This window comes from Levilactobacillus yonginensis, assembly GCF_964065165.1.
In the GTDB taxonomy this organism is placed as follows: domain Bacteria; phylum Bacillota; class Bacilli; order Lactobacillales; family Lactobacillaceae; genus Levilactobacillus; species Levilactobacillus yonginensis_A.
Genome location: NZ_OZ061549.1, coordinates 1,431,474 through 1,446,369 on the forward strand (window position 1 = coordinate 1,431,474; position 14,896 = coordinate 1,446,369).

Consider the following 14,896-nt stretch of genomic DNA (forward strand, 5'->3'; position numbering starts at 1 on the left):
CAATAGGTAAGGTTCCCGTGATGGGTCTCTATTTATTCGGTTAAAAACCACTATTCACAATCGGTCTCGTCGACCCACTCTCTGAGCTGGCGTCCGCATTATTAACAATGCTACTATCAGACGAGTCATCGGTTGTGGTACCAGACATGTTCGGCACATTACCCAAGTACCAGGTAACGGTCCCTTGATAGGCGGTGGAAGCTGAACCGGAGTAAACATTTGGCATAGCATCCAGGTAAATCCCTTCGGGGGTCTTACTGGTATCACTCTTGGCTGTAGCCCAACCAGCCGCAATATTCTGCGGGTAGGTGGTACTACGGTCACGTTTACCAGAAGCCACTTGGACGATAGACGACATTGGTTCTTGATTGCCGTCAGTATCCACATAAACTAGATGGCCGTTCAGCGTACGGTTAGCGCCATCTTGAGACGTAAGTTCGGAAGCCTTGGCCGTAACATACCAGTTGGTATTAGCCGCCTGACTATCATCAATCTGGATATTCGGTTGATCAGCCGGTGCAATCAACGTTTCCTTAGATGGCACGGGAACTGACCCAAAGTTTAACCCACTCATGGTCCCGAACTTGAGCTGACCATCGCTTTTGGTAACGGTGATTGGTTGAGAACCATCGCTCTTAGTTCCTGGGGTAGCTACCAACGCCGCACTAACATCAATTATCATACTCTGCTTGTCGGTCAAACTAGCAATTTTAGTTGCTAAATCAGTAGTCGCGCTTGAAAAGGTCACGTCAGAGTTCACAACTGGATCTCCGTCATGAGTCACAGTGATTCCAGCCTCACCGACCAACCAATTCAAAACTTGGGCATCAGTCTTTGCAGATATATTGTCAGACACACTATCAGGATACATGGTTAAATTAGGATTAGCGACATGTATGTCTAGAACCGGAACAACGTAATCACCGGCCATAGAAATATCACCCATATCGTTATATTGATATAGGCTAGTTCCCTTTGGTGAAACTTTTCCAAGAGGGCCCCCAAGGTCAAAGCTGTATGTTCCATCTGCACTAACCGTTTTCGTCATTGTACTATCGACACCTGAAGCAGATGTCAAAATCATCATGACTGTCATACCTGGCATCCCAGTCCCAGAAATTAATGTATCTGAGGACTTTAACCTGGCAACATTTCCGCCACCACTTGAACCATACGTTGAATTTACTTTCAAGCCATGACCTGAATTGTCCCAGCCCGTAGTAACTGACTGGTTGGGATTAATTTCGGCATACTTCATATAAGCATAGTCTGCCTGATCACTGGTCTTCACATCAATACTAATTGAAATGGGCCAATAATCTCTCAAGTCACTTAAGTTCACATCAATTTCATAGTAACCGCTAGACATCGTAAAACTCTTGGTTGCTCCAGAAAAGAGACTCTTCATCGCAATTGAATCTAGTTTCTGAGACCTAGTGATATCTGCTCTAACATTCGTAATGTTCATTGAACCATTTCCAGGAACTGAAACAGTCCCCGAAAAAGCAACGTAAATTTTAGTTGTTTTATCAGTGAGCCGACCATCTTTAACATTATTTGCCGCCACCGAAACCAAGCTAGGCTTCATAGAAGACAATGATGACCACCCAGTTGATGAGGTTCCAGCAATTCTCAATGGTGAATTCCCATATCCTTTAAAAGTTACCGAATTTCCACTGATCAAGCTAGCACCTGCTGGTACAGTTGCCGCTTTCGCTGTTTGTTCGCTTACCAAACCAACACCCACAACAATGGTCAACAGTAAGCCAAGCTGAAGCATAATTTTCTTAAATCTCATCCTGACTCACTCCTTCTCCCGCAACAGGCGTGCCTGTTGGTAGATTAATAACGCTAAGATTAGCGCAATCAGGAGAAAGATGCCTACTAAGCTTGCCAGAAACATGCGCGCTTCACTGGTCTGTGGTAAACGACCAGCAACCGTATCAGCTGCTGCAGCTCTCAGGGTAGTCACTCCTGATCGACCGTTGCTTGTTGGTGGATTTAGGGCGTCACCAGCGCCTAAACCATTCTTATTTCTTTTCGTTCCATTGGGTATACTGCCATCGATAGTTGCTGGATCACCACCATGGGACAGATTCGATGTATGATTATCCGTAAATCGAATGCCCACCTGGGTAGTCCCACTACTATTGCTAACAGTCTGAGCGAGCGCTGATGTTCCCATCTCCAGACCAGAAGCCACTATAAGTAGCAAAACCAATCGCAAGAGAACCTTCTTCACAATCAACGCCCCCTTTCTTGTTTATTTATTTGTCACCATCTTCATCTTTCTTGTCACGACGACGCCGACGAATCAAGTAAATAATCAACAGAATCAGAAGTACCAGAATCAACATACCTAAGGCACCTAAAGCAATTAAAAGCCAAATACTAATCCCAGGATTTTCAATTGCATCATGGTTATATTTATTTGCCTGAGCCTGTGTAATAGTAAAGTCACGGTCAAAAACCCACTCATGGTCACTATTTTTAGCAACCATGTGTAAATGATAATGGCCTGCTTTTAAAGGCGTCTCCCCATAAAGCATAGGGTAATTGTAAACCGTGTTCGGGGCCATCAGGACATTTTTATTAGCATCCTTCTTGACGACACTTCCACCATCACGGTTGGTAATAGTGGAATTCACTTTTAGCTTAGGAATCATAACAGCCGTTGGGTTACGTAAATCTGCAATCACCCCACGACGCTTATACGATAGTCCTGCCGCTACTTTACCCAACTTCATGTTGGGATTGGGAACTTGTCCCTTAGTGTACTTCATCCCAACAACGTAGGTATATTCGTTGCGAATATTATCAGCACCTTTAACGGTTCCGGTAACCTTATTATCAACCCGTTTAAAGTACCAACCACCAAGAATGACACCATTAAAACTCGTCTTAGGCATCTTAACTGTTGCCGTGACGACCTTTGATCCGGCCGCTGGAATCGTGATGGTCTTTTTCCCTTGAATCTTAGTAATATCACTCATTTTGTAACGTAACGAAGAATCAAACGACTTTGCTGGTTTTACATACTCAACAGATCCACCAGAGTTCGTCCAGGCCGTATGAATCGCAGTTTTAACCTGAATATCCTTGTTTGTCACGTTGTAGATTCTAACCTGTAACGTCTGTGTTTGACCTGATTTCATTCTCAAATCAAAGAATGAATTGTTCTTGTTAATCTGATTTTTAGGAATTTTAGCAGAAACACTGTAACCAACATTATTCCCAGCAGCTTGTGCAGTTGTTTCAAATGTTACCCCAGCAACAACAATACTAATAGCCATCAAAAAGAATAGGCCAACTTTTTTAATTCCCTGCATCCTCGCACCTCTACATTAACCGATTTTATATACACCTATATAATACTACACATGCCAGAAAAAAAGGCGCTCATTTAAATTCAATGAGCACCTTTAGTCATAATAAATATTAAGATTCTGGAGTGTCACCCAAAGTCCAGTTCAAGGTGCCAGTGTATGTGCCAGCCTTAACGTTAACTGGCAAGTTACTCAAGCTAATGTTGTCTGGGGCAATCTGCATAGCAGTCGTACCTGCACCATGACCTACAGCTGCAGAGTAAAGCATTTCTGCACTCCCACCAGTAGTTAAAGTCTTACTGTTGGATGCAATAGTGTCATCAGCAGAGTTCATAACCTTGTTCTTAGCATCAGTTGCAGCACCATTCAGTTGAAGAGAAGCACCAGTAATGGAAGAACCGTTGTCACCAGTTAAGTCAGAAGCAGTTACACTTACTTCCCAACCAGCGTTAGTCCCACGAGCATCACTAACTTCAGTTACTAAGTTAGCATTAGGGGTACCAGTACCGAAGTCCTGACTATCAACGCTTTCAGCTGTAAATGATTGGGCAGCTGCTTCCGTCTTAGTCGTAACAGATTGGTGAGTCCCAAAGTTGATGCCCTTTGAGACGTACAAGAAGGCTAAATCTCCGGCCTTACTTGGATCAGTAGCACCACCATGATCGGTCTTACCTGGATCCGTTTTTACAGGTGTGCTAGGGTTATCTGGATCAACTGGCGTAACTGGCGCAGTTGGCTTAGTGAATTCAACGCTGGTAGTTGTCTTACCAGTTGATGATGTAGTTGCGGCGCTTGCTGTGACTGGCGCTACGGCCCCGACTAATAATGCCCCGGCTAATACTAAACTGCTTAATGATTTTTTCATGATATCTGCACCCCTCTGTGTGATTTAGCTCTTCATTCCTCAACAATTAATTAATAACTTCACTCGATAGTAGGCACCAGTTCTCTAGCCATCCTAGTAATGACTATTTTGAAGAGTGGTATGAAGTGTAGGTCCTAAACCTTCGTTACACTTCCCTGTCTATGTAACAACATTATTATATTGCTTATATGTCGATATGTAAACAGTTTTTTTGAAAAAGTTCGATTTATTTTATATTTCTTGTTTTAAATATAAACACCGTCATGTCGCTAATCTTCGAGCCAATTTTTCTTTTCTTAATATTCCATGATCAATCTACTTTTGCCACCATCTGATAAATGTCCCAATTTATACTAGTCAGATTGTTTAATCTAAATCTGCATAACAGCAGTAATTGCCATCAATTCAAAACCATTGAATTTTACTGTTTTTACATTAAGTAATCCCTATAAACTAATATGATAGTATTACTGGTTCTTATTGTTTTTCTACCAAAGATAACTAGTAAAAAAGCAACGTTCTCATAATCAAGAACGTTGCTCACTCTAAACCTCTTATGAATAAATTGTTTTTCAGCCTAACGTTATTGTCCGGTTACTGAACTCTGACCAACAGTCCCAGGGGCATTAGTCAGCGACCAAGTAACTTCACCAGTATAAGTGGTCGACGTCGTCCCAGAATAAATATTAGGCGTTGCATCTAGGAAGATACCAGCCTTGCCTGCTGTATCCGTCGAGGTCGCCCACTTACCAGCAATGTCAAAGCTGTTACTACCAGATTGACGAGCTCCGGTAGCAACCGTAATATTCTGATCAGTCATTTGGTATTTATTACCATTGCTGTCCAAGTAAACTAATTTTCCAGCCAGTGTATGGCCATTGCCATCAGTCAGCGTGCTTGCATTAGCACTCACAGACCAATCAGAACTAGCTACCCGGGTGTCTTGAACGTTAACCGACAATCCCTTAGGGGCAATTAGAGTCTCCTTCATTGGAACAGCTTGACTACCAAAGTCCATGCCTTGACTGATATCGCCAAATTTTAGCTCGCCATCGTTTTTGGTTAGCTTAATTTCAACATTACTATTAGTCTTATCACCGGCAGTATCAGTTGCACCCACACTCAAAGTTGTGCTAGCACCATTAGCCAAGCTACCGATGGTCTTCGCCAGATTCGTATCATCACTAGTATATTTCAGGCCATCCGTATCTTCAGTAATAGCTTTCGAATCCTGCGTAACATTCATCCCGGCGTGGCTAACCAGCCAAGCATACACGGAATCATTCGTCGTCCCCATTGCTTCAACATCAGCGGGCGTGATATCCAGACTCTTATTCGTTGCATCAATTACCAATGGCTGTTTAGCCTGAACATAGGCCGTTCCAGTCTTAGAATCACCAAAATCATTCGTCTCAGTAAAGGTTAATTTACTACCGTCAGCGACATTCTTTAGTCCGTCGCCCACAGAAATAGAGAAATTCCCGTCAGAATCAGCTGTTGTGCTATACATTTTACTCGTTCCATCAGCACTCAAAACTGGAACACTAATGACCGCATTTTTGGCAGCTGTACCAGTAATTGTTGAATCGACCGTTTTAATCGTCGGATTGCCATCAGCGTTGGCGGTCGCCGTCCCTGTCACTTTAACTGGGGCCATCAAGGCTTCTGCCGTTGTATCAGCCTTAAGTGTCACAAAGGCACGTGGTACCGTGATTACAGTACCATAATCATCTGCAGTATACGTATATCCAACTAAGACTGGTAACCTGGATTTCGTTCCTAAATCAGAAAAATCTACATTGATTAACTGATAGCCACTAGGCGCTGTTACGCTGGCAACATTCGTCGCAATGTTTGGCGTCTTTGTACTTGCCGCTGAAGAAACATCATCACTTGTTCCCGCTCCGGTCGTTTTTAAAACATCAGCGTATACGCTCAGAAAGTTATGTCCATTCTTAAGTGTCATGGGTTTACCCATTAGGCCTAACGTATATGCTACATAAAGTTGGGTTGTCTTTCTGGTAATTCGACCGTTAATCGTATTATTCCCATAAATATCGCCCACAAGCATATTCTCTGACGTGTTAATACCATCGCTATCCCAACCAGGCGCCACGTTACCAGCATAGCCACCATTATCTATAGTAGAACCAGTTAGCTTAGCAAAACCAGTACTCGGTATACTGGCAGCCTTTGCAGTCCCTGTATAAACAAAACTAATTCCAAACACAGTTAAGAGCAAACCAAGAAAGATCAAAAACTTTCTAAATTTCATCTTGATTCACTCCCTTCCTGCAGTTTCCGCGCTTGCCGATAGATCAGTGCCAGCAAAAGTAAAACTATCAGTAAGAGAAAACCAACTAAACTCACTAACATCATTTGAGCTTCACTCGTCTGAGGCAATTTCCCAGCTACAATATCTGCAGCAGTGGCTTTTAACGTTTTAGCTCTAGAGTGCCTGTCAGGCGTAACCGTTGCACCTGATCCACCATTAGTCGGTTTCGGCTTAACGGGTCCATTTGGAACCCCAGTATCTCCGCCGCCACCACGTGTCACTTTAGTCGGCGAACTGGTAAACGTCACACCCGTAGTCGTGACACCACTACTATTCGTCGTACGAGCGAGCGCTGACGTTCCTGCACCGAAGCCAATCGCAACGATGATTACCAGTACTAGTCGTGTGATAATCTTTTTCACGGTCAACGCCCTCCTTTCCATAATTAAAGAGGTTATTTATAAGGTAATCATTTTTAACAGACATAAGTCGACTTCAAAAGAAGTTAAGCACACCTACAATCTAAACCCTAGTCATAATAATGCCATGCCCAAACTGTACGTATTGGTTAAAAATAATCTAACTACTCTATTCTTTTGTAAAACCCTTAAGGCCCTATACAAAATATCCAGAATCAACCATTCAAAAGCTAATTACAGCCTTTGAATGGTCATCAACCACTTTCTTATTCAACCTATGTAAGATAAAAGGATGCTCATTAAGCTAATGAGCACCCTCAGTCTTCGTAAATATTAACCTTCTGGAGTGTCACCCAAAGTCCAGTTTAAGGAACCCGTGTAAGTACCGGCCTTAACGTTAACTGGCAATTTGCCTAAAGTAATGTCGTTTGGGGCAATCTGCATAGCGCTGATACCAGCACCAGTACCTGCAGCTGCTGAGTACAGAATAGCACTGTCAGCACCAGTAGTTAATGTTGGGGTACCGGCCGTAATCTTGTCACCAGCAGAGTTCTTAAGAAATTCAGGGTTAGTGTTGGCAGCCAACTGGATTGAAGCACCAGTGATGGAAGAACCATTGTCACCAGTTAAGTTGGAAGCTGAAACAGAGACTTCCCAACCAGCGTTTGTCCCACGAGCATCACTAACTTCAGTAACTAAGTTTGGGTTAGCAGTCCCAGTACCGAAATCTTGGGTGTCAACCGTTTGAGCTTTAAATGACTGAGCATCAGCAGCTGCTTTGTCAGTCACTGACTGGTGACTCCCGAAGTTGATTCCTTTTGATACGTATAAGAAGGCTAAGTCGCCGGCCTTACTTGGGTCAGTGGCACCACCATTGTCACCACCATCTGGCGTCTTTGGATCAAGTGGCGTTGTTGGATCAGTTGGGTTAACTGGTGCCGTTGGTGCAGTTGGCTTAGTGAATTCAACACTAGTCGTCGTCTCTCCAGTTGAAGGTGTTGCTGCCGCGTTTGCCGTAACTGGTGCAACGGCCCCTAATAATAATGCTCCGGCTAATACTAAACTGCTTAATGACTTTTTCATAATTAATGCACCCCTCTATTTGTGTTTGTTCTTAAGTAATTCATGTCTAGTTCCATACGATAGTTGTTGCGCTCCCCGCTCGGTAAGTTATCCCTAGTGACAACCTGCTAGCTTCGAAGTTAACCAGAAGCTTCATCCCCTCAAAGATGTAACGCTTCTTTAACTATGTAACAACGTTAGTATATGACTTAGATGTCGATATGTAAACAGTTTTTTATAAAAAAGTTGAACTTTTTTTAAAAATAATTAGGAAGTCCATAAATACCGCCATTCCGGGCTGCATAGCAATTTCAAAGTGACTATTTGCACCGCTAATCATTCATATTAAGTGAGCACAATGCTATTTGTGTCCCAAAAATTTCGTATTTTCCTAGAAAGCGCTTCAGTCGTTGGTATAGTACTTTTTAAAAAGCACTCATCTTCCCTCAAATCGTTCAGGGGCATCGTAAATAACTGTAACCCGTATAAACTATTTCGTTAAGGTTCTGTCATAATTCTTCAATCCCAGCACCATTTAAAACGCTTACTATAAATTAAAAAACCGGACGGAGCACGTTTAGCTACTAAGCATCAATGACGAAAATTCTGGTCCGGGATTATTTGACGTTTGAGGTTAAGTTAAGCTGAGTTAGCCGCCTACTAACGCACGACTTGCAAAATAAAATTGGCAATAAGAAAAGGTCCAGGACTTTTATCCCGAACCCAGTCTTCAATTTATTTCTGTTTGAACAATTGCGTCACCAAGTTGTCAGTTGCCTGCTGGCGTTGGGCCCGTTGATCCGCCACTAACAACGTATACCGTTGCAGCGCCGACAGGGTTACCGCCTCAGCCTCAGCTGGTAAGGCATACAAGCGGTGATAAGCCTGAGCCGTTGCTGCAAAGTTCGGTTGCCGGTCCACTAACCGCCGCAATTGCTTGGGTGTGACGTGATTTTTCTTGGCTGGCACCCAGCCGGTCTTGGGTTGTCGCGCTAATCGTTCTGAAATAGCGATCTGTAACGCCTGAGGCCAGTCAGTTGGTAAGGCAACGCCGTTTACTAGTCGCTCCCGTAATGTCGCCAGTTCTAGATACACCTGTGCCGGAACCCGCTGTCCCTCCCAGCTGTCATGCAGCTGAGCTAAGCGACTCTGCCGTTCCGAAGGTGTGAGGTCGAACCCGACGGCTGCGTTGAACACGTCATCGTTCCAATCCCGCTGGCGTTGAGCCGCCAACTGCCGACTCACCTGATTCAAATCAGCTACTAAATAACGTGGCACAATCTGCAACCGCGCCGCCTGAATCTGACCAGTCCGGGCAAACTCCGTGGCCATGACGCCTAGCTGATAAGAATTTATTAGCCGTTGGAGGGAGCGAGGCATGTTCAGTTCGCCCAAGCGCTCCTTGAACCCAGCTAACGGTAAGTGCTGAACAATCAGCGTCGCCACTGCCTGCAAATACCCACGATAGTCAGTCGACGCCCGCAACCGTTGTTCCGCAGTCGTCTGAGCCTGGTTAGCTGCCGTCCACGCCGCTGCCGCTGCCTGTTCAGCAACTCGTTCATTGGCTGCTACCACCTGTTCCTGCTGTTTAATCTGAGCCGTTGCGGTCGCCTGATCAACGTCTCGTAGGATCTGATATTCCGTTAAATAGGGTGCCAACTGTTCCTCAGGCAGCGTTGGACTACGATGCTTCAGGTACCCGGTCACCGTTGACTTCGTTCCCTTTTTGACCCAGTGTTGGCGGCGCTGATGGCTCTGCGGCAAGTGTGGCAACGCCTGATTATCCCACAAAATTTCTGGCACCTGTGGGTAGTGCGCGGTCAAGTCATCGTACTGCGCAACCGCGTGGAAATTATCCTCCGTCGTGATTGTCATCAGGTACTGCATTTCATCGCTCATAAACTTCTTGACGCACTCAGACCCCACCACAATTTCATGGCCGTCCGTTCGCAACACCACGTGATATTCATAACGCACCGGCTTATGGCACAGCGCACAGTGGCGCCAATCCGTGCGGTGATCACTGTCGTTGATGGCGTATGGCAATCGCGCCAGCAACTTCCACGCCTCACTCCCCTGTACCAGCCACGCCACCCGCTGGTCTAACAGGAGCTGACGGGCCGAGCGGGACAGAAACTCACTGCTGTCTTTTATAGTCGGGTGGTCGCGCAGTAGCGGCATCACCCTAGTCAAATCCGGCAACTGTAGGGCCGGCTGACTCAATTGTAGGAACCGGTTCTCAGCCGGCGTCAAAATAGTCGTTGCCATCAGAAACTTCTCCTCTGTGATGAAAATAGTCTTTTAAGCATACCATATTTCGACGGCAAAAGAACATACGTTTTCTCGAAAGTTGCGGTCCTTCCGGTAAAGTAAAAGCACGCGGCTACTTCGCCACGTGCCAGTAATCTTATTAAATTTGTACCATCACCACAGCGCCAAAGATCAAGATGGCTAACCCTGCCGTAGTTGGCTTTAATTGTTTGGCATCGGCTTCCCGCAGAATCACAATCCCCAGAATCGTCGAGACCACCACGTTCAACTGAGTCAGAATAAACGCGTTGACTAGGCCGTTTAATCGTAGTGAAATCAGGTAGGTGGCTGCCGCCACAGAGAAAATCAGACCTGACGTGATATTCCGCACGCCCCACGCATCGTTGCCTGAAAACTTCTTACGACCACCCAAGTAGATGAAGAACGAGGTCGTCAGCATCCCCAATGACTGTGGCAGGAACCCATTTAACCCCGTCGCACCCGAAACGAAGTGGGGAAACGCCGAGTAACCCCAGTAGCCTGCCGCCGTGACCAGCAACAGTAGGTACGCCCCCAACTGATCACGTGCAATCTGGATCATACCGTTAGTCACCATGACGCCAATGAGAATGATAATCAACGCTAAGATTCCCAGCAGGCTATCATGCCAACCGGCCCACTCGCCGAAGGCCCAACCACCAATCAGAGAATTACCAATGATTTGAAACGCCGTCGATACGGGAACGGCATTGCTGACGCCCAGGCGCGTGTACCCCCAATACTGACCGCCCTGGCCAATGCTCCAACAGGCACCGGACAGATAGTACAACAAAAAGTCCGGCCAACTAATGTGAAACCGAAAAATCAGCTGCAGAATGATCGCACTGATGACGATTCCTGAGCTGGTACCAAGAAGTTGTTGTAAAAAGCTACCGCCTGTTTTCTTTTGCATCCAGATGGGCAGGACGCCCCAGAACAGGGCGGGCAGCAGACCAATCAGTAAGTTCATATGTATTTACCCGCTTCTTCTTTAGTGACGGTTCTAAATGGTAAATATCGCTTTACCAGCCACCCAATATAGGCTGGAGCGGTGCCGGCACAATTTTGCGTCTCAAAACTTGCCCTTATTCTAAGCAGAAGCGCCCCGGCTAAAATATCGAGGCGACTGAGCCGATATTGAGTGGTTTTTCGGTTCAACACTGCCTTTCATCGCTTTATTGCTTTAGTAACTGCAATATTGCCAGCAATGACGGCAGTCCAGTCAACGATGATACCACCCATGTATGGTTATCGTACGCCAGTCTTGAAAGCGCTGTCAATGACTATTCTACAAGTTTTTTTAAGTCTACCCCGAACTCTCAGAAATCAGAAGAGAGTGCGCCAAAAGGCGGTTAGTCAATGAGCATTAACGTCGATAGGCGAGCAATCCCGGTCCTGGATTGTTTGTTTATCGGGGTTAAGCAAAGTTGATTGCCTTTTGGCGCACGTTTCGACCATGCATGTTCGGAGCACAAAAAAGGTTTGAGACTTTTGTCTCAAACCCTAGTTTCTTCTATAGATTACTTTCTGGTAGTATCACCCATATCGCTCACGCTTCTAGTTAGCCTAATCTGCCAGTCATAAACTGCGCTTCACCATCACCAAAGCTCCAGTCAGCCTTCGTGTTACTGGTAATGTTAACCATCACGTCACTAGGAGCAACGCCAGCACCGGCTGCTAATTCCTTGACCAACCGCGCGTAGAACCGTTCCTTATCCCCTTCGTCACGAGGACTGGACGTCAGGCTAAAGACCAACACCTTATCCGTGCGATCAAAGCCCAAACCCACGTCTTCAATGATCATTTCTTCTGGATCGTGTTGCGTGACGATTTGATAACGGTCCCGCGGTAGTAAATGTAATTCTTCGGTCGCAACTTTGTAAGAGATATCCAGAATGTTTTTGATTTCAGCTTTACTCCGACCTCTGAACATATCGATGCGCATTAATGGCATTATCTACAACCCCTTTTCGATTCTTCTGTGACTCACGGTGAGTTACTATTGCTGACTCAGTTTTATAACTAACCCAGCTTGGATTCCCGCTTATTTATAAGAGACGTTCCTTAATAACCTGATTTAGTTTACTGCGGAATAGGTGCGACTAAATTGATATTTATCAAGGAATCTATTGGCTACTTGCGATAACTTAATTAGGGCAGGTGATTTTCTATGGCTGAAACGTGCTCTGGAAAGCAGTCAGCTCCGCTTAACAGCGATAGGGCCAAAATCCAGGACCGGGATTTTCACCCTATCCCCGTTAATGCTCACTGACTAACCGCCTTCCAGACCACTCTTATTCTCAATCCACGCCTTCAACGCTACCCCCGTCCGGGACGTTGCTACCTTAACTGACTCTCTAGGCGTGCCGCTATACTGAATCTGGCCACCATACCGACCAGCGTCCGGGCCAACGTCAATTAACCAGTCAGCCTGGCCAATCACTGCCAAGTTATGTTCGATGATAATCAACGAGTTTCCTGCGGCGACCAGCTCGTTGAACAAGGTCATCAGGCGTGCTGTATCCTTCAAATGTAACCCAGCCGTGGGTTCATCCAACAGATAAATCGTTCCCTTCTTACCTAACTCAACGGCTAGTTTCAACCGCTGTAGCTCCCCACCAGATAGCGTGGTCAGGGGTTGGGCCAACGTCAAATACCCTAAGCCAACGCGGTCCAAGTTGTGTAGTTTAGCGGCTACCTTGGGCGAACCTGCAAAGAACGTCGCTGCAGCCGTCACCGACATCTGGAGGACCTCAGCAATGTTCTTTCCATGATAACTATACTGCAGCGCCTCCTCACTGTACCGCTTACCCTGACACAGCTCACAGGTCTGCACGACCGGGTCCATGAACGCCATGTTGGTAATTGTGACGCCTTTCCCCTTACACCGTGGGCAGGCCCCTTTACCGTTGTAACTAAACCAACTGGTCCCCACACGGTCATTGGCCTGACTAAATATCTTTCGAATCTCATCCAAAATACCTAGGTAGGTGGCTGGCGTCGAACGGATATTGATGCCGACGGGTGCCTGCGCTAAGTCGATGTAGTCCGTGGTCAACTGCTCGCGCAGTGCCGAAACCAACGACGATTTTCCTGACCCAGCGACCCCAGAGATGACCGTCATCACCCCTAGAGGGACGTCCACGTCGACCCCTTTTAAGTTATTCCGGGTGACGTTTCTCAGGGCTAAATGGCCTTTGGGTTGCCGCTCAGTGCCCCATTGATGGGCCTTCCGTAACCAAGTCCCAGTCAATGTGGCCGATGCCAATAACTCTGGGTAGGTTCCGGTAAACGTCACGGTTCCTCCACCTTGACCAGCCTGTGGTCCCATCTCAACGACATAATCGGCAAAGTCGATCATTGCGGGATTATGTTCAACAACTAAGACGGTATTGCCCTTATCCTTCAACCGGGTCAATGCCTGTTTGATCAATTGAATATCATGGGGATGCAACCCTACACTGGGTTCATCCAAGATATAAACCATGTCGACCAACGCACTCGTCAAGTATTTGGCAATCTTAATCCGTTGGGCTTCTCCACCGGACAAGGAACTTGTGCCGCGATCCAACGTCAAATAGCCCAGCCCAATATCGACCAACGACTGAATCTTAGTCGAAAGTTCTCGCACCACATCTGTCGCTAACGGCTCCGTGATTCCGTCCAAGAATTTTAGCACGTGACGCAGGTCCATAGCAGAAACTTCTGCAATATTTTGCCCATTAATATGATTGGTCAAAACCTCTGGTCGTAACCGGGTTCCGTGACAAACGGGGCAGGGCTTTCGGGTAACGATGGCCGCAATGGCTTCACGATGGTGTTCCGCTTCCTTCTTGCCAATCACCGATCGCCGAATCCGGGGCACCACGCCTTCATAGAGGGCTGTGCGGGGGAACCCCTCACCAGGATGCTCTAGTCGTTGCTGAGGCGCATGCATCAGAAGTTCATATTCTTCCTTGGTGTAGTCTTTAATTGGCTTATCGTCGTCAAACAAGCCACTGGTTCCGTACCGTCGCCAGCGCCAGGTGTCAGGCCCAAAACTGACAAATGTAATGGCCCCCTGATTCAGCGACTTCTCTGGATCAATCAACTTGCTCTCATCAATGTCGTCGACGTAGCCTAACCCCTGACAAGCCGGACACATCCCTTGCGGCAGGTTAAACGAAAATGTATCGGAATAGCCGATGAAGGGTTTACCGATACGCGAAAATAACAGTCGCAGGAGGGAGTAAATTCCGGTATAGGTTGCCAGTGTGGACCGCGCGTTCTTACCCAACCGCTGCTGCTCGATCACAATCGCCACTGGTAGGTGTTCAATGTCTTTCACGTGGGGTTGCCCGAACTTCGGCAAGTACTGTTGTGTAAAGCTTGGAAAGGTCTCGTTTAACTCCCGTCGTGATGCTGCCGCAATCGTATCGAATACCAATGACGACTTACCCGACCCAGACAAGCCCACAAATACCGTCGTTTCATACTTAGGTACCCGCAAATCAACGTGCTTCAAATTATTTTGCGTGGCGTCTTGAATCTCTATGTATCCCTGATCAAAAATTTTATCCATACGAAACTCCTCTCTGACGCGTCTTCTCTTCTCACCCGTTCACTCACAATCCACCATATCACAACAAAAAATAGAATGCGCGTGTGCCGTTCTACAAGC

11 protein-coding genes are annotated in these 14,896 nt (G+C 46.3%); all 11 read right to left on the bottom strand.

What is annotated here, in order from left to right; genetic code table 11:
* Nucleotides 1–40 precede the first annotated feature (40 nt).
* Complete coding sequence (locus AB3Y94_RS06880) at nucleotides 41–1,798, bottom strand: WxL domain-containing protein (protein WP_125681610.1); 1,758 nt, start codon at nucleotides 1,796–1,798, stop codon at nucleotides 41–43.
* Between the two features lie 6 nt (nucleotides 1,799–1,804).
* On the bottom strand, nucleotides 1,805–2,242 hold the full coding sequence (locus AB3Y94_RS06885; RefSeq protein ID WP_125681612.1) for an LPXTG cell wall anchor domain-containing protein: 438 nt from the start codon (nucleotides 2,240–2,242) through the stop codon (nucleotides 1,805–1,807).
* Between the two features lie 25 nt (nucleotides 2,243–2,267).
* Entirely contained in the window at nucleotides 2,268–3,293 is a 1,026-nt protein-coding gene (locus AB3Y94_RS06890; RefSeq protein WP_225428382.1) for a DUF916 and DUF3324 domain-containing protein, read from the bottom strand.
* A gap of 145 nt (nucleotides 3,294–3,438) precedes the next feature.
* Nucleotides 3,439–4,191 carry a WxL domain-containing protein gene (locus tag AB3Y94_RS06895; RefSeq protein ID WP_125681616.1) on the bottom strand — a complete coding sequence of 251 codons (753 nt, stop codon included), beginning with the start codon at nucleotides 4,189–4,191 and terminating at the stop codon, nucleotides 3,439–3,441.
* A 583-nt stretch (nucleotides 4,192–4,774) separates the two neighbouring features.
* Nucleotides 4,775–6,466: a hypothetical protein gene (locus tag AB3Y94_RS06900; protein WP_125681618.1), complete on the bottom strand. Its 1,692-nt coding sequence runs from the start codon at nucleotides 6,464–6,466 to the stop codon at nucleotides 4,775–4,777.
* Nucleotides 6,463–6,888: an LPXTG cell wall anchor domain-containing protein gene (locus tag AB3Y94_RS06905; RefSeq protein ID WP_164506419.1), complete on the bottom strand. Its 426-nt coding sequence runs from the start codon at nucleotides 6,886–6,888 to the stop codon at nucleotides 6,463–6,465. The genes AB3Y94_RS06900 and AB3Y94_RS06905 overlap by 4 nt, the downstream gene beginning before the upstream one ends.
* Nucleotides 6,889–7,218: 330 nt before the next feature.
* A complete protein-coding gene (locus AB3Y94_RS06910; protein ID WP_125681622.1) occupies nucleotides 7,219–7,968 on the bottom strand; it encodes a WxL domain-containing protein in 750 nt (249 codons plus the stop codon).
* A gap of 714 nt (nucleotides 7,969–8,682) precedes the next feature.
* The gene (locus AB3Y94_RS06915) at nucleotides 8,683–10,215 is read right to left on the bottom strand and encodes a hypothetical protein (RefSeq protein ID WP_125681624.1); all 1,533 of its coding nucleotides are present in this window, start codon (nucleotides 10,213–10,215) and stop codon (nucleotides 8,683–8,685) included.
* A 142-nt stretch (nucleotides 10,216–10,357) separates the two neighbouring features.
* The gene (locus AB3Y94_RS06920; RefSeq protein WP_367295584.1) at nucleotides 10,358–11,206 is read right to left on the bottom strand and encodes a GRP family sugar transporter; all 849 of its coding nucleotides are present in this window, start codon (nucleotides 11,204–11,206) and stop codon (nucleotides 10,358–10,360) included.
* A gap of 591 nt (nucleotides 11,207–11,797) precedes the next feature.
* Nucleotides 11,798–12,190 carry a tautomerase family protein gene (locus AB3Y94_RS06925; RefSeq protein WP_367295585.1) on the bottom strand — a complete coding sequence of 131 codons (393 nt, stop codon included), beginning with the start codon at nucleotides 12,188–12,190 and terminating at the stop codon, nucleotides 11,798–11,800.
* 318 nt (nucleotides 12,191–12,508) lie between these two features.
* Nucleotides 12,509–14,797, bottom strand: a complete 2,289-nt coding sequence (locus tag AB3Y94_RS06930; RefSeq protein WP_125681629.1) for an excinuclease ABC subunit UvrA — start codon at nucleotides 14,795–14,797, stop codon at nucleotides 12,509–12,511.
* Nucleotides 14,798–14,896 lie beyond the last annotated feature (99 nt).

What these genes read in the sequence shown, in the direction of transcription:
- AB3Y94_RS06900 (WP_125681618.1), bottom strand. Translation starts at nt 6,466, where the DNA reads ATGAAATTTAGAAAGTTTTTGATCTTTCTTGGTTTGCTCTTAACTGTG.
- AB3Y94_RS06910 (WP_125681622.1), bottom strand. Translation starts at nt 7,968, where the DNA reads ATGAAAAAGTCATTAAGCAGTTTAGTATTAGCCGGAGCATTATTATTA.
- AB3Y94_RS06925 (WP_367295585.1), bottom strand. Translation starts at nt 12,190, where the DNA reads ATGCCATTAATGCGCATCGATATGTTCAGAGGTCGGAGTAAAGCTGAA.
- AB3Y94_RS06890 (WP_225428382.1), bottom strand. Translation starts at nt 3,293, where the DNA reads ATGGCTATTAGTATTGTTGTTGCTGGGGTAACATTTGAAACAACTGCA.
- AB3Y94_RS06930 (WP_125681629.1), bottom strand. Translation starts at nt 14,797, where the DNA reads ATGGATAAAATTTTTGATCAGGGATACATAGAGATTCAAGACGCCACG.
- AB3Y94_RS06895 (WP_125681616.1), bottom strand. Translation starts at nt 4,191, where the DNA reads ATGAAAAAATCATTAAGCAGTTTAGTATTAGCCGGGGCATTATTAGTC.
- AB3Y94_RS06915 (WP_125681624.1), bottom strand. Translation starts at nt 10,215, where the DNA reads ATGGCAACGACTATTTTGACGCCGGCTGAGAACCGGTTCCTACAATTG.
- AB3Y94_RS06880 (WP_125681610.1), bottom strand. Translation starts at nt 1,798, where the DNA reads ATGAGATTTAAGAAAATTATGCTTCAGCTTGGCTTACTGTTGACCATT.
- AB3Y94_RS06920 (WP_367295584.1), bottom strand. Translation starts at nt 11,206, where the DNA reads ATGAACTTACTGATTGGTCTGCTGCCCGCCCTGTTCTGGGGCGTCCTG.